At 68.4% G+C, this 26970-nt stretch carries 22 protein-coding genes and 2 riboswitches; of the genes, 12 read left to right on the top strand and 10 right to left on the bottom strand.

Annotated features, from left to right (window positions below; translation table 11 throughout):
* Positions 1 to 77: 77 nt before the first annotated feature.
* The gene (locus VV02_RS04325; RefSeq protein ID WP_157063268.1) at positions 78 to 1169 is read right to left on the bottom strand and encodes a LacI family DNA-binding transcriptional regulator; all 1092 of its coding nucleotides are present in this window, start codon (positions 1167 to 1169) and stop codon (positions 78 to 80) included.
* A 129-nt stretch (positions 1170 to 1298) separates the two neighbouring features.
* On the opposite strand from VV02_RS04325, the gene VV02_RS04330 reads away from it, so the two are divergent.
* Positions 1299 to 2387: a TRM11 family SAM-dependent methyltransferase gene (locus VV02_RS04330; protein WP_218917344.1), complete on the top strand. Its 1089-nt coding sequence runs from the start codon at positions 1299 to 1301 to the stop codon at positions 2385 to 2387.
* 10 nt (positions 2388 to 2397) lie between these two features.
* Here the strand turns inward: VV02_RS04330 and VV02_RS04335 are convergent, their stop codons facing one another.
* From VV02_RS04335 to VV02_RS04345, 3 genes are all read right to left on the bottom strand, one after another.
* Positions 2398 to 3012 carry a VOC family protein gene (locus VV02_RS04335; protein ID WP_052590140.1) on the bottom strand — a complete coding sequence of 205 codons (615 nt, stop codon included), beginning with the start codon at positions 3010 to 3012 and terminating at the stop codon, positions 2398 to 2400.
* A gap of 68 nt (positions 3013 to 3080) precedes the next feature.
* The gene (locus VV02_RS04340) at positions 3081 to 3983 is read right to left on the bottom strand and encodes a TIGR03620 family F420-dependent LLM class oxidoreductase (protein ID WP_052590141.1); all 903 of its coding nucleotides are present in this window, start codon (positions 3981 to 3983) and stop codon (positions 3081 to 3083) included.
* 63 nt (positions 3984 to 4046) lie between these two features.
* Positions 4047 to 4913, bottom strand: coding sequence for an endonuclease/exonuclease/phosphatase family protein (locus VV02_RS04345; protein WP_052590142.1), 867 nt, complete (start codon positions 4911 to 4913; stop codon positions 4047 to 4049).
* Between the two features lie 199 nt (positions 4914 to 5112).
* Between VV02_RS04345 and VV02_RS04350 the strand changes: the two genes are divergently transcribed.
* Positions 5113 to 6351: an MFS transporter gene (locus VV02_RS04350; RefSeq protein WP_245632993.1), complete on the top strand. Its 1239-nt coding sequence runs from the start codon at positions 5113 to 5115 to the stop codon at positions 6349 to 6351.
* Here the strand turns inward: VV02_RS04350 and VV02_RS04355 are convergent.
* Positions 6337 to 7251 carry a cation diffusion facilitator family transporter gene (locus VV02_RS04355; protein ID WP_052590144.1) on the bottom strand — a complete coding sequence of 305 codons (915 nt, stop codon included), beginning with the start codon at positions 7249 to 7251 and terminating at the stop codon, positions 6337 to 6339. The two genes, VV02_RS04350 and VV02_RS04355, sit on opposite strands and share 15 nt — an antisense overlap.
* A 186-nt stretch (positions 7252 to 7437) precedes the next feature.
* Between VV02_RS04355 and VV02_RS04360 the strand changes: the two genes are divergently transcribed.
* Positions 7438 to 9285, top strand: a complete 1848-nt coding sequence (locus VV02_RS04360) for a long-chain-acyl-CoA synthetase (RefSeq protein WP_083449898.1) — start codon at positions 7438 to 7440, stop codon at positions 9283 to 9285.
* Here the strand turns inward: VV02_RS04360 and VV02_RS04365 are convergent.
* Entirely contained in the window at positions 9246 to 10490 is a 1245-nt protein-coding gene (locus tag VV02_RS04365) for an MFS transporter (RefSeq protein ID WP_169787637.1), read from the bottom strand. The genes VV02_RS04360 and VV02_RS04365 overlap by 40 nt on opposite strands.
* 91 nt (positions 10491 to 10581) lie before the next feature.
* Here VV02_RS04365 and VV02_RS04370 point away from each other — a divergent pair, with 91 nt between their 5' ends.
* The 7 genes from VV02_RS04370 (at position 10582) to metE (ending at position 18406) form a co-directional block, all read left to right on the top strand.
* Entirely contained in the window at positions 10582 to 11085 is a 504-nt protein-coding gene (locus VV02_RS04370; protein WP_052590147.1) for an Lrp/AsnC family transcriptional regulator, read from the top strand.
* Positions 11086 to 11153: 68 nt separating this feature from the next.
* A complete protein-coding gene (locus VV02_RS04375; protein ID WP_052590149.1) occupies positions 11154 to 11762 on the top strand; it encodes an FMN-binding negative transcriptional regulator in 609 nt (202 codons plus the stop codon).
* Positions 11763 to 11845: 83 nt separating this feature from the next.
* A complete protein-coding gene (locus VV02_RS04380) occupies positions 11846 to 12826 on the top strand; it encodes an ABC transporter substrate-binding protein (RefSeq protein WP_052590151.1) in 981 nt (326 codons plus the stop codon).
* A gap of 106 nt (positions 12827 to 12932) precedes the next feature.
* On the top strand, positions 12933 to 13880 hold the full coding sequence (locus VV02_RS04385) for a FecCD family ABC transporter permease (protein ID WP_245632994.1): 948 nt from the start codon (positions 12933 to 12935) through the stop codon (positions 13878 to 13880).
* Positions 13877 to 14929 (top strand): FecCD family ABC transporter permease, encoded by a 1053-nt coding sequence (locus VV02_RS04390; protein ID WP_083449901.1) that lies wholly within the window; start codon positions 13877 to 13879, stop codon positions 14927 to 14929. The genes VV02_RS04385 and VV02_RS04390 overlap by 4 nt, the downstream gene beginning before the upstream one ends.
* Entirely contained in the window at positions 14929 to 15762 is an 834-nt protein-coding gene (locus VV02_RS04395; RefSeq protein WP_052590155.1) for an ABC transporter ATP-binding protein, read from the top strand. Before VV02_RS04390 ends, VV02_RS04395 begins: the two co-directional genes overlap by 1 nt.
* Before the next feature lie 60 nt (positions 15763 to 15822).
* Positions 15823 to 16019, top strand: a riboswitch (cobalamin riboswitch).
* A 134-nt stretch (positions 16020 to 16153) separates the two neighbouring features.
* Complete coding sequence (metE, locus tag VV02_RS04400; protein WP_052596540.1) at positions 16154 to 18406, top strand: 5-methyltetrahydropteroyltriglutamate--homocysteine S-methyltransferase; 2253 nt, start codon at positions 16154 to 16156, stop codon at positions 18404 to 18406.
* Between the two features lie 129 nt (positions 18407 to 18535).
* On the opposite strand, the gene VV02_RS04405 is transcribed toward metE, so the two are convergent.
* The 4 genes from VV02_RS04405 to VV02_RS04420 are packed head-to-tail and all read right to left on the bottom strand — an operon-like array spanning position 18536 to position 23862.
* Entirely contained in the window at positions 18536 to 19057 is a 522-nt protein-coding gene (locus tag VV02_RS04405; protein ID WP_052590156.1) for an acyl-CoA thioesterase, read from the bottom strand.
* Positions 19050 to 20321, bottom strand: coding sequence for an Nramp family divalent metal transporter (locus VV02_RS04410; protein ID WP_083449902.1), 1272 nt, complete (start codon positions 20319 to 20321; stop codon positions 19050 to 19052). Before VV02_RS04410 ends, VV02_RS04405 begins: the two co-directional genes overlap by 8 nt.
* A gap of 2 nt (positions 20322 to 20323) precedes the next feature.
* Positions 20324 to 21328, bottom strand: a complete 1005-nt coding sequence (locus VV02_RS04415) for a ribonucleotide-diphosphate reductase subunit beta (protein WP_052590157.1) — start codon at positions 21326 to 21328, stop codon at positions 20324 to 20326.
* Entirely contained in the window at positions 21325 to 23862 is a 2538-nt protein-coding gene (locus VV02_RS04420) for a ribonucleoside-diphosphate reductase subunit alpha (RefSeq protein WP_052590158.1), read from the bottom strand. Before VV02_RS04420 ends, VV02_RS04415 begins: the two co-directional genes overlap by 4 nt.
* Before the next feature lie 141 nt (positions 23863 to 24003).
* A riboswitch (cobalamin riboswitch) is annotated at positions 24004 to 24220 on the bottom strand.
* A 239-nt stretch (positions 24221 to 24459) separates the two neighbouring features.
* On the opposite strand from VV02_RS04420, the gene VV02_RS04425 reads away from it, so the two are divergent.
* Positions 24460 to 26178 (top strand): glycoside hydrolase family 35 protein, encoded by a 1719-nt coding sequence (locus VV02_RS04425; RefSeq protein WP_052590159.1) that lies wholly within the window; start codon positions 24460 to 24462, stop codon positions 26176 to 26178.
* A gap of 18 nt (positions 26179 to 26196) precedes the next feature.
* Positions 26197 to 26949 (top strand): IclR family transcriptional regulator, encoded by a 753-nt coding sequence (locus VV02_RS04430; RefSeq protein WP_052590160.1) that lies wholly within the window; start codon positions 26197 to 26199, stop codon positions 26947 to 26949.
* Positions 26950 to 26970 lie beyond the last annotated feature (21 nt).

Genomic DNA, 26970 nt, shown 5'->3' on the forward strand with positions numbered 1-26970 from the left:
AGAGGAGATACGTCCGACATCTCGCCGGTTGAGCCGGCCATCCCGCTGGTCGACTCGGCGCGCCTAGCGGATGGGGCTCAACGAGCGGGGGTGGGTGGTGGTGCTGTGGTGTCACCGATACGGATGTCGGCCGGAAGCATCATGTCCTCGACGACCTCACCGGCGAGCAACCGTCGTACGACATCTCCCGCGAGTCTCCCCTTGTCGACCGGATGCTGGTCGACCGTCGTGAGGTGGTGGCTGAGCCAGGGGAGCTCGACGCCGTCGAAACCGGTCACCGACAGGTCCTCGGGCACGCGGAGGCCACGCGCCTGAGCCGCTCGGATCACGCCGACCGCGAGCAGATCGCTCTGCGCGATGATGGCGGTTGGGCGCGGATTAGCTTGCAGGAGTAGGTCGGCCGCGAGTCGGCCCTGCTCGATGTCGGCCGCGGCAGTCACCACCATTGGCAGGTCGCCCAGCACGGACATCGCGCCGAGCGCGCGCTCGCGGGTGATGGGGAACGTCGATGCCTCGACCTCCGCGCGCGTGGTCGGCCGGGTGCTGCTGCTGGCGCCGAGGGGCATCAGGACGTGCGCGACGTGCTCATGGCCGAGGTCGCGCAGATGCTGAGCGAGACCGGCGGTGGCGCCACGGTCGTCGACGCGCAGCTGGGTGACTCCTGGGTCGACCGGGGAGCCCGTGGCCACCATCGGGATGCCGCGGGCCGCGAGCTCGGGGACGAGCGGGTGCTCCTCAAGGCTGCACAGCATGAAGACCACGGCATCGACGGCGAGGTTGGCGCCGGGCGCGGCGGTGTCGTCCTCGGGTGAGTGGGGGATGAGCAGTAGACCGGAGCCGAGCTCGCCCAGGACCTGAGCCAGTCCGTCGAACATCAGCACGGCGTACGGATCACGGAAGGCATAGATCAGCCGAGACGGCACGACAGCCCCGATGACGCCGGACCGCCCGTGGCGCAGCGAAGAAGCGACGGGGTCGGGACCGTGGTAGCCGAGCTCGTCGGCCGCTGCGCGCACCTTGTCGGCAGTGGCCGCGGCCACGGGCTTCTTGCCGCTGTAGACCAGGGACGCCGTCGACATCGCGACGCCGGCTCGCGCGGCCACGTCACGCAGGGTCACCCGGGAGGCGGCGCGCGGCGTACGGCTTGGAGGCCCTTGGTCGGCGAGCACCTGGCCAGGTTATCGAATCGATTCACCGACACCGGGGCCGCGCGGTCGCGCCCCAGCGACCTGCTGCTAAGAATGGGTCGGCGATTGGGACGACGGCACTGGGCCGGCGCAGACCTCGAGGAGGCGCTCGTGACACCGGAGCCGCTCGACCTGCAGCGGGAGATCGATGACGAGCTGCTGCTCGAGTCGGTGCCCGGCGCCCTCGACTACCTCGTCGCGGAGATCGCGGACCTGAACTCCTCGGGTGCGGCGAGTTGCACTGTGCTGCATCGCTTTTCGGGCGCGCTCCTCGTGCACTACAAAGGTCCGCTGGAGCCCCTCGCCGCCATCCGTTACTACTCCGGTTGCGCGGTCTGGCTGGGCACGGACCTCGCCGCCCTCGACCCTTCCAGGCTCCGTGGCCTCGTCGATCGCAGTCGCTCACAGGGTGTGATCGGACTCCTCGAGGACGGCCGTACGCCCGGCTTCCGTGTCGCGGAGGACCTCGGCGAGCGGAGATGGCCGGTGCGGGAGGCGCTGGTCGATGACCTCGGGTGGATCAACGCGCCGACCGACTGGGTGCTGAACGTCCGGGCGTACGACGACAGCGTCGCTCTCGAGGTGGGGCCGCTCTACCAGACCGCCCGTTTCGGGCGGCTGGCGCGGATCCCGGCGTCGACTACGCCGGTGATCTCTGCGGTGCTGGCCAGGCTACTCAAGGCCGAGCCCGGGCAGCTCGTGCTGGACCCGTTCTGCGGGGCCGCCACCAACTTGCTGTCCGCCGCCCAGGCAACCTCCGACGTACGGCTCGTCGGCCTTGACCTGCACCGCGAGGCGATGGTCGCCGCTCGGCAGAACCTCGCGCCCCTCGCGCCCCTCGCGACCTGGAACCTGGTGCGTGGCAACGCCGGCCGGCTGCCGTTCGCCGCGGACAGCGTCGACCGGGTCGTGTCCAACATCCCGTTCGGCAAGCGGGTGGGTTCGCACCGCGGCAACGTGGAGCTCTATCCGTTGTTCCTGCGCGAGCTGAGCCGCGTCCTGACGGCCAAGGGTCGCGCGGTGCTGCTGACCGAGGACAAGCGGCTCTTCGTGGAGTCCGTGCAGCGTACGGCCGGCTTGCGGGTCATCAAGGAGATCGAGTTCGAGACCGGTGGACTGCACCCTTCCGCCTACGTGCTGGTCCGCGGTCGGTCGTCCGGGCGACGCAGCGGACCAGCACGCAAGCGGGGTCGGCGCTAGCCACACGGCCTCAACCCGCGACGCTCTCCCACGCGAATCCGTCCGGGTCCGTGAAGGATTCGGCGTCGCTGCCGACGGAGAAGCGGTGCGACCCGGAGCCTTCCGGCGCGACGCCGGCGTCCTTCGCGAGCGCCTTGCGTCCGTAGAGCGCGAGCTTGACCTGGTTCGGAGCGCCCTCGAACTGGACGTACTTGCTGCCGTAGCTCTTGTCCACGGTCAGACCGCGCTCGACGTAGAACTTCTTGCTCGCCTTGACGTCGGCGACGCCGAGCAGCAGCACGAGATCGTCGAAGTCGGTGCGGCTCGGATCGGTGTTCTTCTTCGAAGAGGTCGCGACCTTCCAGATCGTGCCGTCGGGCGCCTGCACCGAGCCGCCGTAGCCCCAGAAGCTCTTGGTGACGGGCTTCAGCAGCGTCGCGCCACCGTCGAGCGCGGCTCCGACGAAGTGGTCAACGGTGCTCGGCTGGGGCACCACGAGCGACATGGTGAACCCGCGGAAGCCGGCGGTCGGGGAGTCCGAGGCGGCGCGTACGCGCACCTGGGGGCCGACGCCGAGGCCGGAGTAGAACGCCTCTGCGGCAGTGGCGTCGGGAACGTCAAGGGTGATGGCGGCGATGGATGTCATGCCGCTCACGCTAGGAGCGCGTCGTGGGTGGGCGCTTCTCGATTCCTGACCGATCGCAGGCTCGTTCGTCAGAGGAGAGCCTCGGCCAGCCGAGCCCAGTCCGCACGAGGCGGCACGGTGAGGTCCGGGCCGAGGACCTGGAGCACGACGGCGGAGGCGCCTGCGTCGAGGTGCTCCTGGACGCGCGTACGCGTCGCCTCCAGCCCGCGGGTCACCATCGACTCGGCCAGGTGCTCGCTGCCGCCGCGCATGAGGTCGCTCTCGGTGAATCCCTGGCGCAGCCAGGAGGTCCGGTAGTTCGGGAGTCCGGTGTAGACGTTCAGATGGTCGTGCGCCCGGGTCCGCCAGACCTCGACGTCATGGTCTGCGGCCGGATCGACGACCGTCGCCTGCTCGACGACGAGCGCGGGGCCGTCCTTGCCGCCGCCCAGGATCTCCCGGGCGCCGGCAGTGTGCTCCGGCATCACGAGGTACGGGTGTGCTCCCTGAGTGCGATCGCGTGACAGCTCCAGCATCCTGGGTCCCAGGGCAGCGAGAACCATTGGTGGCAGAGCCTTTTCGGCCTCTACGAGAGTTGGTGCGATGTCGAGCGCATCGAGATAGGCGCGCATCGCGGCGACCGGCCGCCCGTACTCATGGCCGCGCATCCGCTCGACCAGTGGCGCGTGCGACACCCCGAGGCCGAGCACGAAGCGGTCCGGGTGGAGGGCGTTGACCGTACGCGCCGCACCGGCTGCCGCCATCGCGTCACGTCCGTAGATGCTGGCGATACCCGTGCCGATCGTGAGGTGCTTGGACGCGCCGAGGTAGAGCATCGCCGCGGTGAACGCCTCACGGCCGTACGCCTCGCCGAACCACAAGGAGCCCCAGCCCTGTTCGTCAATCTCGGCGACCAGATCGGTGGCCTCGGCGGCGGGTACGGCATCGAGCGCCGTCGTCCAGAGGCCGACCGGCCCGATGGGAAGACTCATCCCCCGATTATCCAGACCCGCTGGTTGAGCCCGCCCAGCTCGACCAGCGGGTGGTCGGTGGGGTCAGTAGCGCATCTTGGCGTAGACCATCGGGTGGTCGGACCAGCGCTGCGCCTTGGACAGCGAATCCTGTTGCCATTGAGTGAAACTCGCGTGTCCCGACCCGAAGATCCAGTCCGTGCCCTGGTCGCCAGGTGTGGGGCACGTACCGTCGTTGCGGTGTTTGTAGCCACTCGCGTCACGCATGATCCCGCTTGCAGTGAGGCCGCAGCGGACGGGCTTGTTCTCGTTGAAGTCGCCCATCACGACCAACGTGCGAGTGCCGGCCTTCTTGAGCATCTTGAGCCGGGCGCGCTCCAGGCCTCGGATCTTGAGCCGATCTGCCTTGCTGTTGCGGCCGGCCACGTCAGCCGGGTTCTGGACACTCACGACGGTGACGAGCTTGCCGTTGGCCCGGTTCTTGAGAGTGACGACGGGCAGGTGCAGGTCGTGGCCGGCGTAGGGGATGGTCAGCTCGGCAGTCTTGGTGAGGGACCAGGTCTTCTTGCGCCACATCACGGCGTTGCCGCCGGCACCGGTCTTGACCGCCTCGTTGGGCGTTGCACGGAAGAGGCCCCAGTCCCCGTCCGCGCGGATGGCGCTCGCCTGCGGGTTCTCCAGCTCCTGAAGTGCGACGACGGAGACGAGCTGCTTCTCGAAGTGCTGCAGCGACGCGGTCATCCGGGCGCGGCCGGTCGGCATCGCGGCGTTCGCGCCGCCGGGGTCGGTGTCGTGGGAGCCGAGCACGTTGTAGCTGCCGACCCGGGTCACGTGCGTGGTGCCACTCGGTGCCTCATCGGCCTGGGCGGGGAGGCTCGGGGTCGAGGCGAGAGCCATCGATCCGCATGCCGTCAGGGCCAGGACGCCTCGGGTCAGGTTCTTGGAGTGCACGGATGGTTCCCCTCTGTGGCAGGCGGGTGTGACGGGCTGTCCGTGCTCTCTGAAGCACGCCGCGGCCAGATGGTTCCCTCCGATTTCGGCTTGACGGCCCACGCGCCGGAAGCGCAGAATCGAATCGATTCATCGAAACGATTCGATGGGGGCCTGGGAGCGCCGGGTCAAGCCCGCTCGACGGATACTGGGGAGCACTGTGCCGACGTCCACCGACCGTCACGCGACGCCGGCCACGCCTGCCGCGCAGGACGTGGTCATCACCTCGCGCGCGGTCTACGCCGCCTTCGCGCTCAACGGTGCGGCCTTCGCGACCTGGGCCTCGCGGATCCCCGACGTGAAGTCCGACCTCGGCCTGGACACTCGCGGCCTGGGCTTCCTGCTGCTCGCGATGTCGATGGGTGCGGTGCTCGGACTGCCGACATCCGGTCGCGTGGCCGCGCGGATCGGCATCCGTCGGGCGGTCCTGCTCGGGTCGTCGCTGGCTCTGGTCGGGATCGGCGGTGCCGGTCTCGCGGTCACGCTCGCCGACTCACCCGTGCTGGCCGCCGTCGGCATGTTCCTCGCCGGACTCGCGATCGGCGTCTGGGACGTCGCCATGAACCTCGAGGGCGCACATGTCGAGCAGCTGCTCGGGCGGGCGATCATGCCGCGCTTCCACGCGGCCTTCAGCGGCGGCACCGTCATCTCAGCGCTCATCGGCGCTGGTGCGGCGGCCGCGAACGTGCCCGTCGGCGTACACCTCCCGGTGATGCTGGCGCTCATCGTCGTCGCCATGGTCATCACGGCGCGCGGCTTCCGGCTCGTCGCCCGCGGTGACGCCGAGCCGCACGACGAGGTCGAGTCGACCGAGCGCACCCGCAGCGCCTGGCTCGAGCCCCGCACGTTGCTGATCGGCGTGGTCACGCTCGTCGCGGCCTTCACCGAGGGCACGGCCAACGACTGGCTGTCCGTCGCGTTCGTCGAGGGCCACGACCTGCCGAGCTGGGCCGGCGTACTCGCCTTCGCGGTCTTCCTGACCGCCATGACGGCCGGTCGGATGCTCGGCACGATCCTGCTGGACCGTCACGGCCGGGTGCCGGTGCTGCGCGTCATGCTCACGGCCGCCTTCGCGGGAAGCCTGCTCGTGGTCTTCGGTCCGCCGGCTCTGGCCTACGTCGGTGCCGCGGTCTGGGGAGTCGGCGTCGCCCTGGGATTCCCGGTCGGGATGAGCGCGGCCTCGGACGATCCGAGTCGAGCGCACGCGCGCATGTCGGTCGTCACCACGATCGGCTACACCTCGTTCATCGCGGGGCCGCCGTTGCTCGGCTTCCTCGGCGCGCACGTCGGCGTGCTGCACGCGTTGCTCGCGGTCGGCGGAGCGGTCACCGTTGCGCTGGTGTGCCTGCCTGCCGTACGCGAGCCCGCGCCGCGCGAGGCGGCGTCACCAGCTCAGTGACTGGCAGGTCGTATGGGCGGCCGGCTCGACCTGCAGGGTGGCGTGCTCGATGCCGTACTGCTCGCGTAGCACCGCACTCGCCCGGTCGAGCACACCATGCGTGTCCGACTCGTCGACGGTCACGAGGTGGGCGGTCGCGACGTTCATGCCGGAGGTGAGCGCCCACAGGTGCAGGTCGTGCACCTGCCCGACACCGGCCACCTCCTGGAGCGTGGCGGCAACCTCTTCGGGGTCGATGCCAGCGGGCGCGTGCTGGCCGAGGACCGCCCAGACCTCGCGCCACAAGAACAGCGCTCGGGCCAGGACAAAGGCGGCAATCGCCAGTGCTACCAACGAATCCCACACCTGAGCGCCGGTAGCAGCGATCAGGATGCCGGCCAGGATCACACCGACCGAGCCGATCGCGTCGGCCATCACCTCGAGGTAGGCGCCCTTGACGTTGAGGCTGTCACCGGCGCCGCCGCGCAGCAGCGCCATGGCTGCGATGTTGGCCGCGAGACCCAGCGCACCGACGACCAGCATCGTGGTGGACGCGGGCTCGGCGTCGTCGCCCCAGCGGAGGACAGCCTCGAACCCGACGTAGATCGCGACGCCGACCATCATCAGCACGGCCAGGGCGGAGGCGAAGACCTCGGCGCGGTAGGAGCCGTACGTGCGACGCCCGGTGCTGTCGCGGCGAGTGGCGACCCGGGTCGCGACGAGCGCCGCGCCGAGGGTGACGACGTCAGCTGCCATGTGCCCGGCATCGGACAGCAGCGCGAGGGACCCGGACGCCAGCGCCGCCGCCAGCTCGACGACGAAGAAGCCGCCGATGATGACGAAGGCCAATGCCATCCGCCATCGATGCTGGCCGCCCGCGTGACCGCCGGTCCCGTGGCTGTGGCTGTGTCCCGAGCCCATGGAGCGCCCTCCTTCTAAGGTTTACCTTCCCAGCGTAGACAGTCCCGGCCGCGAGCGACGTATGCCGGTCCCGACGCCGGTGTCACCGACCTCCGACGACCGCCATGTGAGAGTCGGCGCGGGACAAACCCCCGCAGGTTACTGTGAGGTAGGTAACGTGCTGCGGGACTTGCGAAGGGAGCACTCATGAGTGTGCGAATGGGCGACGAATCGGGCTCGGCGGAGTCCGCGCCGCGGACCGAAAGCGCAGCACGTCCGGCAGGTGCAACGACGCGACAGCGCGTGGGCCTGCTCGATCTCGGTAAGGGCCTGATCAGACTGGCGCCCGACCTGGGTCTCGTGCTGAAGGAAGGCCCCGGGCTGCTCTTGCGCCGCCCGACCGACAAGGAGTCGGTGGGCCACATCTTCCAGAAGGTCGCTGCCAAGCAGCCCGACCATCCGTTCCTGAAGTTCGAGGACCGGGTCGTCAGCTATGGCGAGGCCAACGCGACGGTCAACCGCTATGCGAGCGTGCTGCAGGACCAGGGCGTTCAGCGCGGCGAGGTCGTCGGCATCATGGCCCACAACGACCTCGAGACGATGCTCGTCATCCTCGCCGCGGTCAAGCTCGGTGCGATCGCCGGTCTGCTCAACTACAACCAGCGCGGTGAGGTCCTCGCCCACAGCCTGGGCGTGCTCGACGCGCGCGTGCTCACCATCGCCGACGACTGCCAGGACGGCCTGACCAGCGCGGGCACTGCGGGCTCGGAGCAGAACGTGCTCCCCTTCAGCCAGCTGCAGGCGCAGGCGGTCGGCGCGGTTGACACCAACCCTCCGGTGACCGCGCAGATCACGGCCAAGGAGAAGGCGTTCTACATCTTCACCTCGGGCACCACCGGCATGCCGAAGGCCAGCATCATGAGCCACTTCCGGTGGCTGAAGTCCTACTCCGGAGTCGGCGGCCTCGGCGTACGCCTGCGCCCGAGTGACACGCTCTATTGCTGCCTGCCGCTCTATCACAACAACGCCGTGACGATCGCGCTCAGCTCGGTGCTGTCCGGCAAGGCGTCCATGGCGATCGGCCGCAAGTTCTCCGCCTCGCGGTTCTGGGACGAGGCCATCAAGCACGACGCCACGGCCTTCGTCTACATCGGTGAGCTGTGCCGCTACCTGCTGGCGCAGCCCGCCAAGCCCGTCGACAAGCAGCACCAGGTGCGCGTCATCGTCGGCAACGGTCTGCGGCCCGACATCTGGCACGACTTCCAGTCGCGGTTCGGCATTCAGCGCATCGCCGAGTTCTACGGCGCCAGCGAGTGCAACATCGCCTTCATCAACGCGTACGGCGTGGACGAAACGGCGGGCACCTGCCCCCTTCCCTACAAGGTCGTCCAGTACGACCTGGAGACCGGCGAGGCCCACCGCGACGACCGTGGCCGGCTGGTCAAGGTCAAGACCGGCGAGACCGGACTGCTGCTCGCCAAGGTCAGCGACCGCTCGCCGTTCGACGGCTACACCGACCCCGCGGCCACCGAGAAGAAGCTGCTGCGTGACGGCTTCAAGAAGGGTGACGTCTGGTTCAACACCGGTGACCTGGTGCGTCATCAGGGCTTCCAGCACGTGGCCTTCGTCGACCGGCTCGGTGACACCTTCCGGTGGAAGGGCGAGAACGTCGCCACCACTGAGGTCGAGGCCGCACTCGGTCGCGTGCCGGGCATCGCCGACTGCACCGTCTACGGGGTCGAGGTCCCCGGCACCGACGGCCGCGCAGGCATGGCCGCCGTCGTGCTCGAGGACGGTACGTCCTCGCTCGAGGGTGCTGCCGTCGCGGGCAAGCTGTACGACGCGCTCCCGACCTACGCCGTCCCGCTGTTCATCCGAGTCGTCGACTCCTTGGAGCACACCTCGACGTTCAAGAGCCGCAAGGTCGAGCTGCGCAACGAGGCGTACGACGGCGGGTCCGACCAGGTGCTTGTGCTTCGCGGGCCCGGCGACGGCTACGTCGAGTTCTACGCCGACTACCCCGCCGAGGTCGCGTCCTCCAGCGCTCCCCGCTGACCAGCGAGCCAGGCGGCCGGCAGCACGACCGCCGCGAAGGCCGCACCGATGACCGCCAGCGCGGTGTAGTCCGAGGCCGCCACGATCAGGCCGGCGCCGGCTGACCCGATGACCGCGGCGACGCCCATCGCGACCTCGCCCCAGCTCTCGCGGCCCGCGCGGTGCTGCTCCGGGACACCTTCCGTGAGGAGCACGCTGCCGGAGACGAGACCGATGTTCCAGCCGACGCCGAGCAGCAGGAGAGCGAGCGTCAGGACGACCGTGGAGCCGTTGCCGTAAGCGGCGACCAAGCCAGCGGTGACCAGTACGATTCCGCCACCGGCCGCGACGACCGCTGGGCCGAAGCGATCCGTGAGCCAGCCGGTGACCGGTGACGGCGCGAACATCCCCGCGATGTGCATGCTCACCGCGAGACCCATCGCGGTCAGGCTGGCTCCGTGGTGGTGCATGTGTACGGGCGCCATGGTCATCACGCCGACCATCACCAGGTTGGTGACGGCCAGGATGGCGAGCCCGGCGATCGCGGTCAGCTGCAGCGGCTCGGCCGCGTTCGTCAACGACACGGTCGTCACCGAGCGCGGCTGCCGCGGTGCGCGCGACAGGATGGTTGCGCCGATGAGGAAGAACATCATCGCCAGCACCATCGGACCGGCCAGCGCGGGTGCGCCGAGCCACGCTGAGGCCGAGGCGGTCGGCTCCAGCAGGTTCGGGCCGGCGACGGCGCCGACCGTGGTGGCCGCCATCGCCAGACCCATGGCCCGCGCGCGGTGAGCGGCAGGACCGAGGTCGGCGGCGGCGTACCGGCCGAGCATGACCGCGGTGTTGCCCGCGCCCATGAGGGCCGACCCGGCGAACAGCAGCGTGAGATCGGACATCAGCGCGGCGAGGATCGCGAGGGCCGCGCCGGCCCCGGCTGTCGCGGCCGCGAGCATGAGCGCGGTCAGCCGGCCCACGCGAGCGACGAGCCGGCCGAGCACGAGTGCCGAGACCGCCGCACCCGCGACGAGGAAGGTCTGGGGGAGGCCGGCGACGCGATCGGAGTCGCCGATCTCGCGGGCCAGGAGTGAGCCGGCGGTGCCGGACAGGGACTGGGCCAGACCGCCGGCGACGCCCGCGGCCAAGAGGGCGTGGACCGTACGACGGGTGGCCGTGTTGGCGGGTCGTTCGAGCGTCAGCTCGCGGGTCGGGGCGATGTCCAAGGTCATGCCCATAACGCTAGGAAAGTCGGGGGTGCCGCTGAATGGCCAAGTCACGGCGTTCTCGACGTCTGGCTTTGCAAGTCGTAGGTTGAATCGCATGACCACCTTGCAACCGGTCAATCTGGACGAGACGGACTGGCTGATCCTCGAAGAGCTGCAGGCCGACGGGCGCCTGTCCTACAACGCGCTGGCGCGTCGGGTGCACCTGTCGGCGCCCGCGGTGGCTGAGCGGGTGCGTCGCCTTGAGGAGTCCGGCGTGATCACGGGCTACTCCGCCCAGATCAACGCGAGTCGCGCTGGGCAGCCGCTGGTGGCGTACGTGCAGCTGCGCTGTCGACTCGGTGACTGCCTGCTGCGGACCGCGCGGGCGGACGAATATCCCGAGCTCGTCGAGGTGCACAAGCTGTCGGGCGATCACTGCACCCTGCTCAAGGCGCGCGCCTCGTCACTGGCGCATCTTGAGGGACTCTTCGAGCGGCTCGGCCAGCACGGCGACATCCGCACGCACATCGTGATGTCGACGCAGTACGAAGGCCGGCCCGTACGACCGCCGAGCCCCGAGCGTCCGGTCACCCCGGCGGACGGCTGGACTCAGACCTAGTTCTGGCAGCAGGTTCGAGCGCTTTGTGGCGCCGGGCGTCGACTGCGGGGTCGGTTAGCGTCGACCGTATGTACCTGCCTGCCCACGCCGACGTTGACGACCGCGCGCAGATCGAGGAGTTCGTCCGGCGTACGTCGGTCGCCAGCCTCGTGACCGTCGGGGCCGACGGGGTCCCGGACTCCACGACCCTGCCGGTCCTGTGGGAGGGCGACCGCTTGATCGCGCACATCGCCCGGGCCAACGAGCACTGGTCACGCATCGTGTCGGGTGGCTCGGCATTGGCGATCGTGCGTGGACCCGACGGCTACATCACCCCGAGCTGGTACGCGTCGAAGGCCGAGCACGGGCGCGTGGTGCCGACCTGGAACTACACGGAGGTGCAGCTGCGTGGCTCGCTGACCGTCCATGATGACCCGGACTGGGTGCTGGATGCTGTCACTGAGTTGACGAATCACCATGAAGGTCAACGTGATTCGCCGTGGGCCGTGACCGATGCGCCGGAGAAGTTCGTGCGCACGCGGCTCAAGGCGATCGTCGGGCTCGAGATGCAGGTGACCACGGTCGAGGCGAAGGCCAAGGTCAGCCGCGACAAGCCGGAGGCCGATCAGGCGGGCGTCCTGGCCGGGATGCCGGATGGTCCACTGCGCAACGCACAGGTGTCGGGAGGACTCACCTGACGCCAGGACTCGCCTGACGCCTGGAGGGCCATCACGTAAGGTAAGGCGACCCTTATCTAGAGCATGCCCAGGGAGACCACGCCATGGCCCACCTTCGTACGATCACTGCGCTGAGCGCGGCTGCTCTCGTCGCCGTCTCGTTGAGCGCGTGTGGAAGCGAGTCAGACGCCTCCGAGCCCGGCAGCCAGCCGCCGGCCACGTCCGGCGGAGGCGCCGCGGGCGGAGCGTTCCCCGCGACCGTCAAGACATCGCACGGCGACGTCACCATCAAGAGCCGTCCGACGAAGATCGTCACGCTCGACGACCCGTCGCTCGATGTCGCGCAGTCGGTCGGCGCCCCGGTCGTCATGGCCACGCCCGGTCAGCTGCAGCCGGGCAAGCCGGAGCCGTGGCTGGTCGGGAAGTACACGGGCAAGTACGACGCGAGCCTCATGAACAAGGACTTCTCCCCGAACGTCGAGAAGATCGCGGCGCTGCAGCCGGACCTCATCCTCTCTGGTGCGATGTCGATCAAGCCCGAGGCGTACAAGCAGCTGTCCACGATCGCGCCCGTCGTCGGCGACCTCACTCCGAACGACAACTGGGACGCGCGCGTACGGCAGCTCGCGACGGCGACGGGAACGACCGCCAAGGTGCCCGGTGTGCTCGCCGACGTGAAGAAGGCGTACGCCGCGACGGGTGTGAACCTCGCCGGCAAGACCTACCAGTGGCTGCGTTTCGACGGCTCGTCGTCCTCCTTCTCGCCCGGCAATGGCAGCTGGTTGGAGGGCTACGGCATGAAGCCCGGCAACAAGCAGGACAACTCCATGCGTGCGCGCGACGTCTTCTCGCTCGAGAACCTCGACCAGATGAACGCCGACGTCGTCTACGTCTGGAACTACGGCGGAGACCCGAAGAAGGTCGAGGCCGACCCGCGGTTCAAGACGTTGCCGTCGGTCAAGAAGGGCACGTTCGTGTGGTCCGACCCGCCGCTCGCGTTCTCCGTCAACACCCCTGGTCCCAACGCTCTGAAGTGGGCCATCGCCCGGACCCAGGCGACCTTGAAGAAGGCTCAGAATTCGTAGTGCCCCCACGGCCGTCGAGCCAGCGACAGTCCCGGGTCAGCTGGAGCAGTCCCACGGGGTAGTCGCTCGACGTGGCCGGCTGCTCGCTCTGCTGGTCCTCGTCCTCGTGGCGGTCGTAGCGCTGTCGCTCGTCATCGGCTCGCGCGTGCTCGGGCTGGACGAGGTCTGGCACGGGCTGACGACAGCGCACAGCGTCGGCGACGACAGCGTCGTACGCCGCTTGCGGGTGCCCCGGACGGCGATCGGGCTCCTGGCCGGCATCGCCCTCGGTCTCTCCGGCGCGATCATGCAAGCGGTGACGCGCAACCCGCTGGCCGATCCTGGTCTGCTCGGAGTCAACGCGGGCGCGACGCTGTGCGTCGTTCTCGCGTCCTGGCTCTTCGGCATCGGCAGTGTGCTCGGGCTCGTGTGGTTCGCGCTCGCTGGAGCTGCGGTCGCGTCCGTGGCTGTGTACGCCATCGGCACGGCCGGGAGGGGTGGTGCGTCACCCGTACGCCTGGCGCTCGCGGGTGTCGCGGTGACCGCCGTACTCAACGGCATCGTGCAGGTGACTCTGCTGCGAGATCCGTTGACGTTCGAGCGCTTTCGCTTCTGGCGCGTCGGCTCGCTCACTCGCGCTGACGGCGCGATGGTGTGGCAGCTGCTGCCGTTCGTCGTGGTCGGCACCCTGATCGCGCTGTCGCTGGGACGACTGCTCAACGCCGTCGCACTCGGCGATGACATGGCGCGTTCGTTGGGTGGCAGCGTGCGTCGGACGCGAGCCGCCTCCGTCATCGCAGTCACCTTGCTGTGCGGTGCGGCAACGGCTGCTGTCGGGCCGATCTCGTTCGTAGGCTTGATGATTCCGCACATCGCGCGCCGCATTGTCGGGCCGGACCAGCGCTGGATCCTGGCCTATACCGTCGTCCTCGCGCCGCTGCTCCTGGTGACCGCCGACATCGTGGGTCGTCTCGTCGTACGGCCCGCCGAGCTGCAGGTCGGCCTGGTGACGGCGCTCCTGGGCGCGCCCGTGCTGGTCTGGGTCGTTCGTCGCGGAAGGCTGAGCGAGCTGTGAGCGCCTCCTCTCAGGTCGACGTCAGCATTCCCGGCAGCCTCGCGATCCGGGTGGGTGGCTTCGGCGTCCGGGTGTCCGTCCGTACGCTCGGAGTCGTTCTCGCGCTGCTCGCCATCGTGGCTCTCGTCGCCGTTGTCGCGCTCGGCACAGGCGACTACAGCCTCGGCCCGGCACGTGTGGTGCACGCACTCCTCGGCTCTCCGGACATGCCGTTCGACAAGGTCGTGGTCAGTCAGTGGCGGCTGCCTCGAGTCCTCGGCGCTGTAGTGATCGGCGCGGCGCTCGGCATGTCCGGCGCCATCTTCCAGTCGATGACCCGCAACCCGCTCGGCAGTCCGGACATCATCGGCTTCGAGAGCGGCGCGGTCACTGGCGCCCTCGTCATGATCGTGATCGTCGGCTCCGCCTCCACGCAGGTCGCCGGGGCGGCCATCGTCGGCGGATTCGCTTCTGCTGCAACGGTGTACGTGCTCGCCTACCGCCGAGGCGTGCAAGGCTTCCGGCTGATCCTCACGGGCATCGCGATCGGCGCCATGCTGCTGTCCGTGAACCAGTGGCTGGTCTCGGTGGCCGACCCGGGTGCGGCGATGACCGCGAACGTCTGGACCGTGGGGACGCTCACCGATATCGGCTGGTCGAAGGTCGACCCCGTGCTGCTCGCGGTGGTCGGGCTCTCAGTGGTCATGGTGTTCCTGGCGCGGCCGATGCACCTGCTCGAGCTGGGCGACGATGTGGCGCGCGCTCGTGGCGTGCGTCCGGACCGGACCAGGATCGCAATGCTGGTCGTGGGGGTCCTCCTCACCGCGACGGCAACGGCAGCGGCTGGACCGATCAGCTTCGTGTCCCTGTGCGCACCTCAGCTCGCGCGTCGAGTGACGGGTACGCCCGGTGTGACCGTGGCAGCCTCAGGAGCGATGGGTGCGGCGCTCCTCCTGGTCAGCGACACGGTCAGCAGTCGCCTGCTCGGCGGGCTGCCGGTCGGTGCGATCACGGTCTGTCTCGGGGGAACCTACTTCGTCTGGCTGCTGATCAGAGAGGCTCGTCGCTGATGACCGAACTTGACCCTCGGAGTGCCCGGCTGTCCGGCCGGGGCCTGACCCTGGCGTACGACAACCGCGTCATCAGCGAGCAGCTCGATGTGGTGATCCCGGACGGCAGCTTCACCGTCATCGTCGGCCCCAACGCCTGTGGCAAGTCAACGCTGCTGAGGGCGCTTGGCAACCTGCTGCGACCGGTCTCCGGCGCAGTTGTCCTGGACGGCAAGGACATTCACTCCTACCCAGCCAAAGAGGTCGCCCGACGACTGGGCCTGTTGCCGCAGACGGCCATCGCCCCGGATGGCATCACGGTGGCCGACCTGGTCGGGCGCGGGCGGTTCCCGCATCAGAGCCTGCTGCGCCAGTGGACCCGCGAGGACGAGGTCGCGGTGCAGGAGGCGATGATCCGTACGACGGTGCAGGACCTGGCACATCGGCACGTCGACGAGCTGTCCGGGGGCCAGCGCCAACGGGTCTGGCTCGCCATGGTGCTCGCCCAGCAGACGCCGATCCTGATGCTGGACGAGCCGACGACCTACCTCGACATCGCCCACCAGCTCGACGTGCTCGAGCTGTGCCGCGACCTCAACGAACACTCCGGCCACACGGTCGTCGCCGTGCTGCACGACCTGAACCACGCGGCCCGCTACGCCACACATCTGATCGCCATGCGCGACGGTGCGGTGCTGGACTACGGCGCACCGGCTCAGGTGCTGACCAGCGATCTGGTGCAGGAAGCGTTCGGCGTCGAGTGTCTGATCCATCCCGACCCGGCGACCGGGACACCGATGGTCGTTCCCCTCGATCCGCGCCGATCGCGTCAATCGGTCGGCGACCCGACCTAGACTCGACGATGCAGCTGGTTCGCCGGCGTGGTCATGAGGAGCCCCTCGTAAGGCCACGCACGGTGTCGAGCCGCGGATGGCGTACGCGTCGCCCGCGGTGAGAGGGAACCCGGTGAGACTCCGGGACTGTCCCGCAGCGGTGAGTGGGAACGAACGCCGTCACGAGCACTGGGTACGCCTGGGAAGCGATGGCCATTAGGTGCGGCAACCGCCGCGCGCCCACGAGTCCGAAGACCTGCCGGTTGCGCCGGGTACGCCGTATCCGGCGGTCACCGCCTCGTGGACAGGGCGCAGACCTCTTCGACTCGCCGGCGTGTTCGTCGCGCGGGTCGTCCTGGTGCTGTGCCCGTTGGGTGGAGACCGTCCCCACTGCACCAGGGAGATCACTCTCGTGACAACACCATTCACCGCCACCGTTCTCGGGCTTCCGCGCATCGGGCCGAAGCGTGAGCTGAAGAAGGCCGTCGAGTCCTACTGGGCCGGCCGCATCGACGCCGACGACCTTGCGGAGCAAGCTCGCGCGTTGCGTGAGCGTCAGCTGCGCGAGCTCGCCGATGCCGGGCTCGACTCGATTCCCGTCGGCACGTTCAGCTATTACGACCAGATCCTCGACACCGCAGTCATGCTCGGCGCTCTGCCCGAGCGCTACGCCACGGTGGACGAGCCGATCGACCAGTACTTCGCTGCCGCCCGTGGCACCGAGGAGCTCGCGCCATTGGAGATGACGAAGTGGTTCGACACCAACTACCACTACATCGTCCCGGAGATCGCGCCGGCGACGACGTTCTCCCTCCATCCCGAGAAGCTGCTCGCCGAGCTCCAGGAGGCGAAAACCCTTGGTGTCGCTGCTCGTCCGGTTGTTGTTGGGCCGGTGACGTTCCTCAAGCTGGCCAAGGCCGTCGGCTCCGACGAGCCGCTGATCGCGCGCGTTGCCGAGCTCGTTCCGCTGTACGTCGACCTGCTGGGTCAGCTCGCCGCTGCCGGTGCCGAGTGGGTCCAGCTCGACGAGCCGTCCCTGGTCACGGACCTGAATCCGGACGAGCTGGGGCTGGTGCGATCGACGTACGACGCCTTGTCGGCAGCCGAGAACCGGCCGGCCATCCTGGTCGCGACGTACTTCGGGCGGCTCGGTGAAGCGGCCTCGGCGCTCGCGTCCGTCGAGGGCATCGCGGTGGATCTGGTGGCCGGCTCGGAGCCGGACGCTGCGGCGCTGAAGGGCAAGCACGTCGTTGCCGGTGTCGTCGACGGGCGCAATGTGTGGCGTACCGACCCGGACCGTGCGCTCGCCGCGCTCGCTTCTTTGGAAGGGGTCGCTGCGTCGGTTGCGGTGTCCACGTCCTGCTCGCTGCTCCACGTCCCGTACTCGCTGGACGCGGAGCGCGATTTGGATGTGTCGCTGCGGTCGTGGCTTGCCTTCGGCGCGGAGAAGGTCCGGGAGGTCTGCGCGCTTGCGTCAGCGCACGGTAGCGCCGGTCACGAGCCAGCCGAGCTCGAGCTCACGCGGGCGGCGTTCGGTGCGCGCAGGAACGACCCGCGCCTTCGCCGAGCGGAGGTTCACGACCGACTGGCGGGTCTGAAAGACATTGACCGCCAACGGCTTCCGGCCGCGCGTCGTCGTGAGCTGCAGGCCGAGCACCTCGGGCTGCCACTGCTGCCGACCACGACCATCGGCTCGTTCCCGCAGACCGCGCGCATTCGTACGGCACGAGCGGACCTGCGCAAGGGACGCATCGATCAGGACGCGTACGTGCGGCAGATGCATGCCGAGATCGACGAGGTCCTGCACCTGCAGGAACGCCTCGGCCTGGATGTCCTGGTCCACGGTGAGCCGGAGCGCAACGACATGGTCCAGTACTTCGCCGAGCAGCTCGACGGCTTCGCGGCGACCGCCAACGGCTGGGTTCAGTCGTACGGCTCGCGCTGTGTGCGGCCACCGATCCTGTACGGCGATGTCACCCGCCCTCGGGCGATGACGCTGGACTGGATCGGCTACGCACAGTCGCGGACCGACAAGCTGGTCAAGGGCATGCTCACCGGACCGGTCACGATCCTGGCGTGGTCGTTCGTTCGTGACGACCAACCGTTGAGTGATACGGCCGATCAGGTGGCGCTGGCGATCCGGGACGAGACGGTCGACCTCGAACGGGCCGGTGTCCGCGTCGTCCAGGTCGACGAGCCCGCGCTGCGAGAGCTGTTGCCGCTGCGTGCTGCCGAGCAGCGTGCGTACCTCGGGTGGGCGGTCGATGCCTTCCGCCTCGCGACCTCAGGTGTGGCGGACGAGACGCAGGTGCACACGCACCTGTGCTACTCCGAGTTCGGCGAGGTCATCGAGGCAATCGCCGGCCTCGACGCCGACGTCACGTCGATCGAGGCGGCGCGTTCGCACATGGAGGTGCTCGACGACCTGAACGACGTGGGCTTCGACCTGGGCGTCGGGCCGGGTGTCTACGACATCCACTCGCCGCGGGTGCCGAGCGTCGAGGAGATGGTGGCCTCGTTGGAGGCCGCGCTGAAAGCCGTTCCAGCAGAACGCCTTTGGGTCAATCCTGACTGTGGGCTGAAGACCCGCGGCAACAGTGAGGTCGAGGCCTCCCTGCACAACCTGGTCGCCGCAGCCAAGCAGGTCCGCACCCACGCTGGTTGAGCCGCCACCCCGCTGGTTGAGCCGCCGGCTCAACCAGCGGGGTCGGTAGGGGGTGCTTGGAGAAGTACAACGAGGTTGTACATATCCACAACCTTGTTGTACTTCTCCACGAGACACGTCGCTACTCCGCTAACGCTCCGCCGGCTCTGCCAGCGTGCGCCGGGAGTCCTGGATCGCCTGCCGGCGGGCGAGGCGGTGGGCTCGCCGGATCGTCGCCTCCCGAAACCTGCGCTGCTCCTCATCGGTGGTGGGTCGGAGGTCGCGCACGGACCGCGGGGTGCCGTCGTCGCTGACCGCGACCATCACGAGGTACGCCGTCGCCACGTGGACGGGCGCGCTGAGCTCGTCCCAGCGGGTGGTCTCCACCCGAGCGCCGACCTCCATGGACGTACGTCCCGCCCAGTTGACCTGCGCGTTCACCGTGACGACGTCCCCGACGCGGACCGGCGCGAGGAACAGCATCTCGTCCATCGACGCCGTGACGGCCGGGCCACCGGAGTAGCGCGCCGCGACCGTGCCTGCTGCGTCGTCGACGAGCTTCATGATCTTGCCGCCGTGCACGGTGCCCATCAGGTTGGTGTCATGCGCGCTCATGATGTGCGCCAACGTCAGCCGGGTGTCCGACGGCGTGGGCGCCAGGTCGTCAGCCATGCCCGGCCACCGTGAGCGCGACGAGGGACAGGTCGAGGGCGATGACCGCAGCCGTGATCGTTGTGACCACGGCACTGAGGATGCGGCCGTTGCGCCAGGCACCCATCGCAGCCCCGTCTCTGGTCGCGCGGACCAACGGCACCAGCGCGAACGGCAGCCCGAGGGCCAGCACGACCTGCGAGAGCACCAGGACCGAGAGCGGCTCCTGACCCGACGCCAGGAGACCCAGGGCCGGCACGAGAGTCACGCATCGGCGTACGACGGTGGGCACCTTGCGACGCAGCAGGCCCGCCATGATCGACGCCCCGGCCTGGGTGCCGACCGCGGTGGAGGACAGCCCGCTGACCAGGAGCGCCACGAGGAAGGCCGTGCCCGCTCCATGGCCCACCCGTTCGGCCAGACCGGCCGCCGCACCACCGAGGGAGTCGTCGTCCGAACCGCGGAGCGCTGTCGCGCCGAGCACCAGCATGGAGACATTGATGCTTCCGGCGACGACCATCGCCACGGTCACGTCGATCCGCGTCCACCGCAACCGAGTCGCAAGATCGCCCGTCGCAGAACGGTTCTCGGCCGTCAGCGAGGAGTGCAGATAGACCGCGTGCGGCATCACCGTCGCGCCGACGATACCTGCGGCGAGCAGGACGGTGTCGACGCCGGCGAGACCAGGCACGAGGCCGCCGCCGATCTCACGCAGGCCGGCCGGTTCGCGGACGATACCCACCGCGAAACCAACGCCGATTCCCAGCAGCGACAAGGCGCAGAGAGCCTCGAAAGCCTTGGCGCCCAGGCGGTCCCGTACTGCGAGGACCACCATGCTGACCACAGCCGCAATCAGACCGGCGAGCACGAGGGGCACGCCGAAGAGCAGGTTCATGGCCACCGCCGCTCCGATGACTTCCGCGACATCCGTTGCCACAGCGACGATCTCGGCCTGTGCCCAGTACGCCAGGCGACTCCGACGGGAGAGCCGGCGGCCGACGTACGATGGCAGCGACGCACCCGAGACGATGCCGAGCTTGGCCGAGAGGTACTGCACCGGACCGGCCATCAACGTCGCGAGAACGACGACCCACAGCAGCAGGAAACCGTGTCCGGCGCCAGCGGCCGTGTTGGTCGCGATGTTGCCCGGGTCGACGTACGCCACCGCAGCGACGAAGGCGGGACCGAGCGCGAGCGCGGTCGTACGCCGGCCGGTCGCCCGGCCGTCCGCGGTCGCCTCCGCGGTGGCCTCCGCGGACGGTCGAGCCGTGAGAACTGTTGCCATTGCTACGAACCAGCCTTGGCATCAACCTCGTAGGACGTGTTGATCGCCTCGAAGAAGTTGACGAGCTGGAGCGTGTCATTGGCCGTAGCCATCCACTTGGCCGGGTTGCTGACGTTGAAGTGCGGCTCGAAGCCGAGCTCCTCCAGTCGTCGGTCGGCGAGGTATCGGACATAGGTGTTGATGTAGTCCGCGTTGAGGCCGAGGATGCCGTTCGGGAGCAGGTCGTGGTTGTAGCGCTCCTCCATCTCGACGCCGTCCAGGATCATCTGGCGGATCTCGGCGGCGAACTCTTCGGTCTGCAGGTCCGGGTTCTCCTCCATGACCGTGAGGATCAGGTTGATCCCGAACTTCAGGTGCAGCGACTCGTCCCGCACGATCCAGTCGATCAGCGCGCCGAAGTTGCGCAGCAGGTTCCGCTGACGGAACGACAGCGCCACCATGAAGCCGCTGTAGAACCAGATGCCCTCGAGAATTACGTTGTACGCCACCAGGTTTCGGACGAAGTCCTGCTTGCCCTCGGTGGTGGTGATGTCCAGCGTCTGCTCCGACATCCGCTGGATGTAGCGGACCTCGAACTCCTCCTTGGCAGCCATCGACGGGATCTCGACGTGCGCGGCGTACGCTTCGTCGCGATCGATCGGGAACGTCTCCAGGACGTACTCGAAGGCGACGCAGTGGTTGGCCTCCTCCCACATCTGCTTGGCGAGGTAGAGGTGCGCCTCGGGGGCGTTGATGTAGGGGTAGACGCCGAAGGCAAGGGCCTTGTTGACGAGCAGCTCGTTGGGGTTGAAGTAGCTCATCAGGAAGGTGACGGCGTGCCGCTCCTCCTCGGTCATCCGCTGGAAGTCGCTCAGGTCCTCCCCGAGCTGAACCTCATGCGGGAACCAGGTGTTCGCGACGGCCTGGTTGTAGAGCTCGTACGCCCAGTCGTAGCGAATCGGCTTGAGCAGCAATCCTTCTGAGATGCCGGTGCCGAGGATCTGGGTCTGAGTCGTCTGAGTAGTCACTGGCAGGCCTCGCAGTTCAGGAGCTCTTGGGGGTCGGTCGGGCAGACGAGCGGTTCGGCGTCGTCCTCGAGCACGGGGACGAGAGGGGCTGCGACCGGCGCGGGAGCGGGCGGCGCGACGGGTGCAGGCGCTGGCGGGGGAGAGGCGACAGCCGACGTACGACGGGCGAAGCCGAAGCCTCCGCCGCTGCGTCCCGACGACTTCGCCTTGTTGACGGACACCGTCGACTGCTCGGCCGTGTGCCGCGGCTTCATGTGCAGGTAGTAGGTCGTCTTGACGCCCTTGCGCCAGGCGGCCGAGTAGATCCGGGTCATCTCGCCCAGGTCGCGCGTCTCGAGATACATGTTGCGGCTGATGGCCTGGTCGATCCACTTCTGCGCGCGTGCCGCGACTTCGAGGTACGCGTCCGGCGCCAGCTGGAAGGAAGTCCGATAGATCTCGCGCAGGTCATCGGGGATGTCCTCGACGTTCGACAAGTCACCCTGCGAGCGCAGCAGGTCCTCGCGCACCCGCTCCCAGAGCCCGCGCTCCTGCAGCGCCGCGACCAGGTTGCGGTTGACCTCCAGGAACTTGCCCGATGACGTCGCGCGACTGAACAGCTGCGAGAACTGCGGGTCGAGCCCGGGCGTCGTGCCGGCCACCAGACCGATGGACGCGGTGGGAGCGATCGCCATCAGCGTGGCGTTGCGCATGCCGCCAGCAACCTTGCTGCGCAAGGCATCCCAGTCGAGCCGCGACGTACGGACCACGTCGACATCGACACCTCGACGGGCGGCCTGGACGTCGAGGGTGTCGAACGGCACCAGCCCGCGTGACCAGCCTGAACCCTCGAAGTTCGGGTACGCCCCTCGCTCCTGGGCGAGGTCAGCGGACTCGTCGATCGCGTGCCAGCTCACGAACTCCACCAGCTGGTCGATGAGGTCGTACGCCGCCTCGCTCTCGTAGGAGATGCCGAGGCGTTCGCATACCTCGGTGAAGCCCATGACGCCGAGCCCGATCGCTCGGTTCTGGTCGTTGGAGAACTCCGACTCGGGCACCGAGGAGCGGGTGATGTCGATGAGGTTGTCGAGCTGTCGGACCGCGAGCCGCGCGCTCTCCGCGAGCCGATCCCAGTCCCACTCACCGTCGACGAGGTGGCGGGAGAAGTTGATGGAAGCCAGGTTGCAGACCGCCACGTTGTCGCGGTCTTGAGGGAGCGTGATCTCGGTGCACAAGTTGGACAGGTGGATCGTGCCGGTGTTGTCGTTGAGCGCCCGCAGGTTGATCGAGTCCTTCCAGGTCAGCCACGGGTGCGACGTCGTCTGCAGTGACACGAGGATCGCGGTCATCTGCTCACGAGCGCGAATCTTCTTGAACGCCTGCATCTTTCCTGCCTCGGCGAGCGCGACGTACTCGGCGTACCGTGCGGAGAACTCGTCCCCGACCAGCTCGACGAGGTCGGGTGTCTCCAGAGGGTCGAAGAGGTACCAGGCCGCGTCGGCCTCGACGCGCTTCATGAACTCGTCGGAGATCCAGACGGCGGTGTTGGCGGTGCGGGCGCGGCGATAGGGGTCACCGGCGTTCTGACGCAGGTCGAGGAACTGCGGGAAGTCGAGGTGCCAGTTCTCCATGTAGAAGCAGAGCGCGCCGAACTTCTTGCCGCCGCGAGATACGGCCCGCAGGATCGAGTCGACGGTGTGCATGAACGGGATCGGCCCGGTGGAGCTGGTGTTGTTCGACCGGATCGGCGAGCCCTCCGAGCGGAGCTTGGTGACCGAAAGGCCAATGCCACCAGTGCCTTTGGTGAGCCACATGACGTCGCGCATCGACTTGGCGATGTGCTCCATGTCGTCGTCCATCTGCATGACGAAGCAGTTGGACAGCTGCGGGGTGATCGTCCCCGCGTTGACCAGGGTCGAGCCCGCGGCGAGGTAGTCGAGGCTGGACATCTTCCGATAGAAGCGGATGGCCGCCTGGGTCGGATCCTTCTCGTTGACCGAGAGGCCCATCGAGACCCGCATCCAGAAGTACGCCGGCACCTCCAGCGGCCGCTTCGCCGGACCCGTTGCCATATAACGGTTTCGGAGGGTGATGATGCCGATGTAGCGCAGCCCGTCGTCGAGATGATGGTCCAGCGCTGCGGCCAGCTCTTCCAGGTTGAACGCCGAGGCGAGCCGTGGGTCGAAGAGCCCGTCCTCGACGGCCTCGCGGATGTAGCCGGGAAAGCGTGCCTGGTGCAGCAGCGCGAGCTCGGTCTGCGTCTCGAAGTCGCCGAGTACGTTCTTGTAGATCGTCTTCAGCAGCAGCCGCGAGGCGACCACGTCGAAGTCCGGGTGGTCCTTCACGTTCTGCACGGCCACCTGGATGGCGGCTTCGTCGAGCTGCTCGGTCGTGATGCCGTCGAAGAGCGTGATCTCCAGCTCCGAGGCGATCTGCATCGTCATCGACATCGCGTCGGGCAGGCCCTCGGCGGCACGTTCGATGGCGCGGTTGATGCGGTCGGCGTTGTACGGCTCGCGCGATCCATCGCGCTTGGTGACATGGATGGTCGACATCCGGTCTCGTCCTCCCTCGCGGTCTGTGGTCAGCAGGCCGCGAGCGGTGAGCGGGGGACGAGGCATCGACGGTCGCCAGAGGCGCGACCGACGTACCCGCCCACCAGCCCTCCCACGAGGCCAGCAGACACAGCCGCCCGATGGGGCGGCTGCTTGCTGGCAGGTCTTCGGACTCGCGGGCACGGGCTGGTTGGCCCATCTACTGGCCGTCGCTTCCCAGGCTGTAAGCCCAGTGCGTCATGACGGCTGTCGTTCCCACTCACCGCTGCGGGGCAGTCCCGGACTCACACCGGGTTCCCTCTTACGACGACCTCACATCTGGAACATATGGGGTCGAACCAGCAACATGACCACCATATGTGGGGGTGTTCGCGACACGCTAGCCACAGATGTCGTGGACATCGACCTAAGCCGGTGCTACCCGCACCCCGCCGGTCGAGTGGCCGGAGCGCTAGCGGAGGCGTATCGAGACCCGGTGCGTGCAAGGGAGACTCAAGCGCTCGAGGTTGCCTGGTTTCGACTCGGCTCCGCTGGCTCAACCGACGGACCTGCTACGGTCGTTCAACCGACGGTGCTATAAAAGCAACAGGAGACACGATGCCGCAGATCATCTCGGGCGCGTTCCACTACGCGCGGGTTCACCCTGATCAGTGGCGTCCTCGCCTCGAGCTCTGTCGTGCCATGGGTCTGGACACGATCGAGACCTATGTCCCGTGGAATCTGCACGAGCCGCAGCCCGGCGACTTCCGGTTCGACGGGTTCGCCGACATCGAGGCGTTCCTCGAGCAGGTCGCGACCGCCGGTCTCCAGGCGATCGTGCGGCCAGGCCCGTACATCTGCGCCGAGTGGGACAACGGTGGGCTCCCCGCGTGGCTGACCGGCACGCCAGATATCCACATCCGCACGGCCGACTCGACCTATCTCGAGGCCGTCGACCGATGGTTCGACGAGCTCATCCCGCGCATCGCGGCCCGCCAGGTCACGAGAGGCGGCAACGTGACAATGCTGCAGATCGAGAACGAATATGGCTCGTACGGCAGCGATCTGGCCTATCTCACTCACCTCCGTGATGGACTGCGGGCGCGCGGTATCGACGTCCCGCTGTTCACCTCCGACGGTCCTGGCGATCACATGCTCACCGGCGGCACGATCGACGGTGCGGCGGCGACCGTGAACTTCGGCAGCAAGCCGACTGAGGCGTTCGACACGCTCCGCCGACACCGTCCGCGAGATCCGTTGTTCTGCATGGAGTTCTGGAACGGATGGTTCGACCACTGGGGCGAGAAGCATCACGTCCGAGCAGCGAGCGACGTCGCGGCGACGCTGGACGAGATGCTCTCCATGGGTGCCAGCGTCAACTTCTACATGGTCCACGGCGGCACGAGCTTCGGCGTCACCGCTGGCGCCAACCACGACGGCAGCTATCTGCCGACAGTCACCTCCTACGACTACGACGCACCGATCGACGAGGCAGGTCGTCCCACTGAGAAGTACTGGGCCTACCGCGAGGTGATCGGCCGCCACCGCGAGATCCCAGCGCCGCCCGAGCCGGCCGAGCCGGCCGTTCTCCCGCAGACGACCGTCGCGCTCGACTCGGCCGTGTCGCTGCGCGCCGCGTGGGACACGATCGCGACCGGCGGGCACAGATCACCGCACCCACCGACGTACGAGGAGCTCGGCATCTCCCACGGGCTCGTCCGGTACCGCGCGCACCTGCGCGGGCCGCGCCAGGCGTACCCACTCACCCTGCCCGGTGTCGCCGACCGAGCGCATGTGTACGCCGGCGGTGAGCTCCTCGGCATCGTCAATCGTGACGACGACGCAGCCTTCGAGCTGGAGGTCCCGGCCGAAGGTCTCGATCTGGAGGTCCTCGTCGAGTCGATGGGCCGGGTGAACTACGGAGTCCACACCGGTGAGCGCAAGGGGCTCGTGGAGGGCGTCCTGCACGGCGGCCAGTACGTCCATGGCTGGGATGTCTCCGCGCTGGAGCTTCCCGATCTGCCGGCGGTCGACTGGAGTGTGGGCGGGGCCGGCGGACCGGTCAGGACCGGACCTGCCCTGCTGCGCGGCACCTTCGACTGCGTCTCGCCCGCGGATGGCTTCCTGGCGCTCGACGGCTGGGGCAAGGGCTACGTCTGGATCAACGGCTTCTGCCTGGGGCGCTATTGGGACAAGGGTCCGCAGCGCACCCTGTACGTGCCCGCTCCCGTGGTCCGCGACGGCGCCAACGAGGTGGTCGTCCTCGAGCTGGATCGCCTTGAGCAGAGTACGGTCACTTTCGAGGCCAGTGCCGACCTCGGAAGGGCAGATGCATAGTGGTGCTATTGTAGCAACATGAAGCCTGCGCAGCCGAACCAATCCCTCATTGACGGACTGGCCTGCCTGCAGGCGTTGACGGCCCACGCGCAGCCGATCGGCTCGCGCGAGCTCGGCCGGATGCTCGACCTCGAGCCGACGCGCGTCAACCGACTCCTCAAGACGCTGGCCTATGTGGGCCTGGCTCAGCAGGACGCGCAGCGAAAGTACCTGCCCGGCCCCGGGATTCACGTGCTGGCCGCGCAGAGCATGCGCGGTTCGGGGCTCTTCCGTCGGGCTATCGACCCGCTGGGAGAGCTGTTCGATCTCGAGCTGCAGGTCGCCATGGGCGTCCTATGGGGCGACGAGGTCTGCTACCTCTATCACGTCAGTCCCGGCGACACTCCCGGTCAAGGCTTGGGACGCGAACCGCTATATCCCGCAGCGCTTTCCGGCGTCGGCCAGGCACTGCTCGCCGAGATGACGGACGAGCAGGTGACCGATCTCTACGAGGGCCCGGAAAGCGGCCGGCACGTGATCGTGCCGCCCGCGCCGGTGAAGCTGAGCGGCCGGGGCGGTCTGCTGCCGGCGCTGAAGCGGGCGCGCAAGCAGGGCTATGCGCTCAGCACCACTCCCGAGTCCGGGGGCGATCGCACCTTGGCGATCGTGCTGCCCGGTACGCCGGATGTCGCCATCGGCGTCGCAGGCCAGTTCGATGACGCGTCGGTCCCGATGCTGCTCGGGCGGCTGCGTGCGACCGCGACCGAGATCGACACGGCCGGCCCTGCGTAGGGCCACTTGACCTGACGCCGG

This window comes from Luteipulveratus mongoliensis, from assembly GCF_001190945.1.
Taxonomy (GTDB): Bacteria; Actinomycetota; Actinomycetes; order Actinomycetales; family Dermatophilaceae; genus Luteipulveratus; species Luteipulveratus mongoliensis.

Coding starts and splice junctions, on each gene's coding strand:
- VV02_RS04335 (WP_052590140.1), bottom strand. CDS start 3,012: ATGACATCCATCGCCGCCATCACCCTTGACGTTCCCGACGCCACTGCC.
- VV02_RS04340 (WP_052590141.1), bottom strand. CDS start 3,983: ATGAGTCTTCCCATCGGGCCGGTCGGCCTCTGGACGACGGCGCTCGAT.
- VV02_RS04355 (WP_052590144.1), bottom strand. CDS start 7,251: ATGGGCTCGGGACACAGCCACAGCCACGGGACCGGCGGTCACGCGGGC.
- VV02_RS04360 (WP_083449898.1), top strand. CDS start 7,438: ATGAGTGTGCGAATGGGCGACGAATCGGGCTCGGCGGAGTCCGCGCCG.
- VV02_RS04365 (WP_169787637.1), bottom strand. CDS start 10,490: ATGACCTTGGACATCGCCCCGACCCGCGAGCTGACGCTCGAACGACCC.
- VV02_RS04370 (WP_052590147.1), top strand. CDS start 10,582: ATGACCACCTTGCAACCGGTCAATCTGGACGAGACGGACTGGCTGATC.
- VV02_RS04375 (WP_052590149.1), top strand. CDS start 11,154: ATGTACCTGCCTGCCCACGCCGACGTTGACGACCGCGCGCAGATCGAG.
- VV02_RS04380 (WP_052590151.1), top strand. CDS start 11,846: ATGGCCCACCTTCGTACGATCACTGCGCTGAGCGCGGCTGCTCTCGTC.
- VV02_RS04395 (WP_052590155.1), top strand. CDS start 14,929: ATGACCGAACTTGACCCTCGGAGTGCCCGGCTGTCCGGCCGGGGCCTG.
- VV02_RS04405 (WP_052590156.1), bottom strand. CDS start 19,057: ATGGCTGACGACCTGGCGCCCACGCCGTCGGACACCCGGCTGACGTTG.
- VV02_RS04410 (WP_083449902.1), bottom strand. CDS start 20,321: ATGGCAACAGTTCTCACGGCTCGACCGTCCGCGGAGGCCACCGCGGAG.
- VV02_RS04420 (WP_052590158.1), bottom strand. CDS start 23,862: ATGTCGACCATCCATGTCACCAAGCGCGATGGATCGCGCGAGCCGTAC.
- VV02_RS04425 (WP_052590159.1), top strand. CDS start 24,460: ATGCCGCAGATCATCTCGGGCGCGTTCCACTACGCGCGGGTTCACCCT.
- VV02_RS04430 (WP_052590160.1), top strand. CDS start 26,197: ATGAAGCCTGCGCAGCCGAACCAATCCCTCATTGACGGACTGGCCTGC.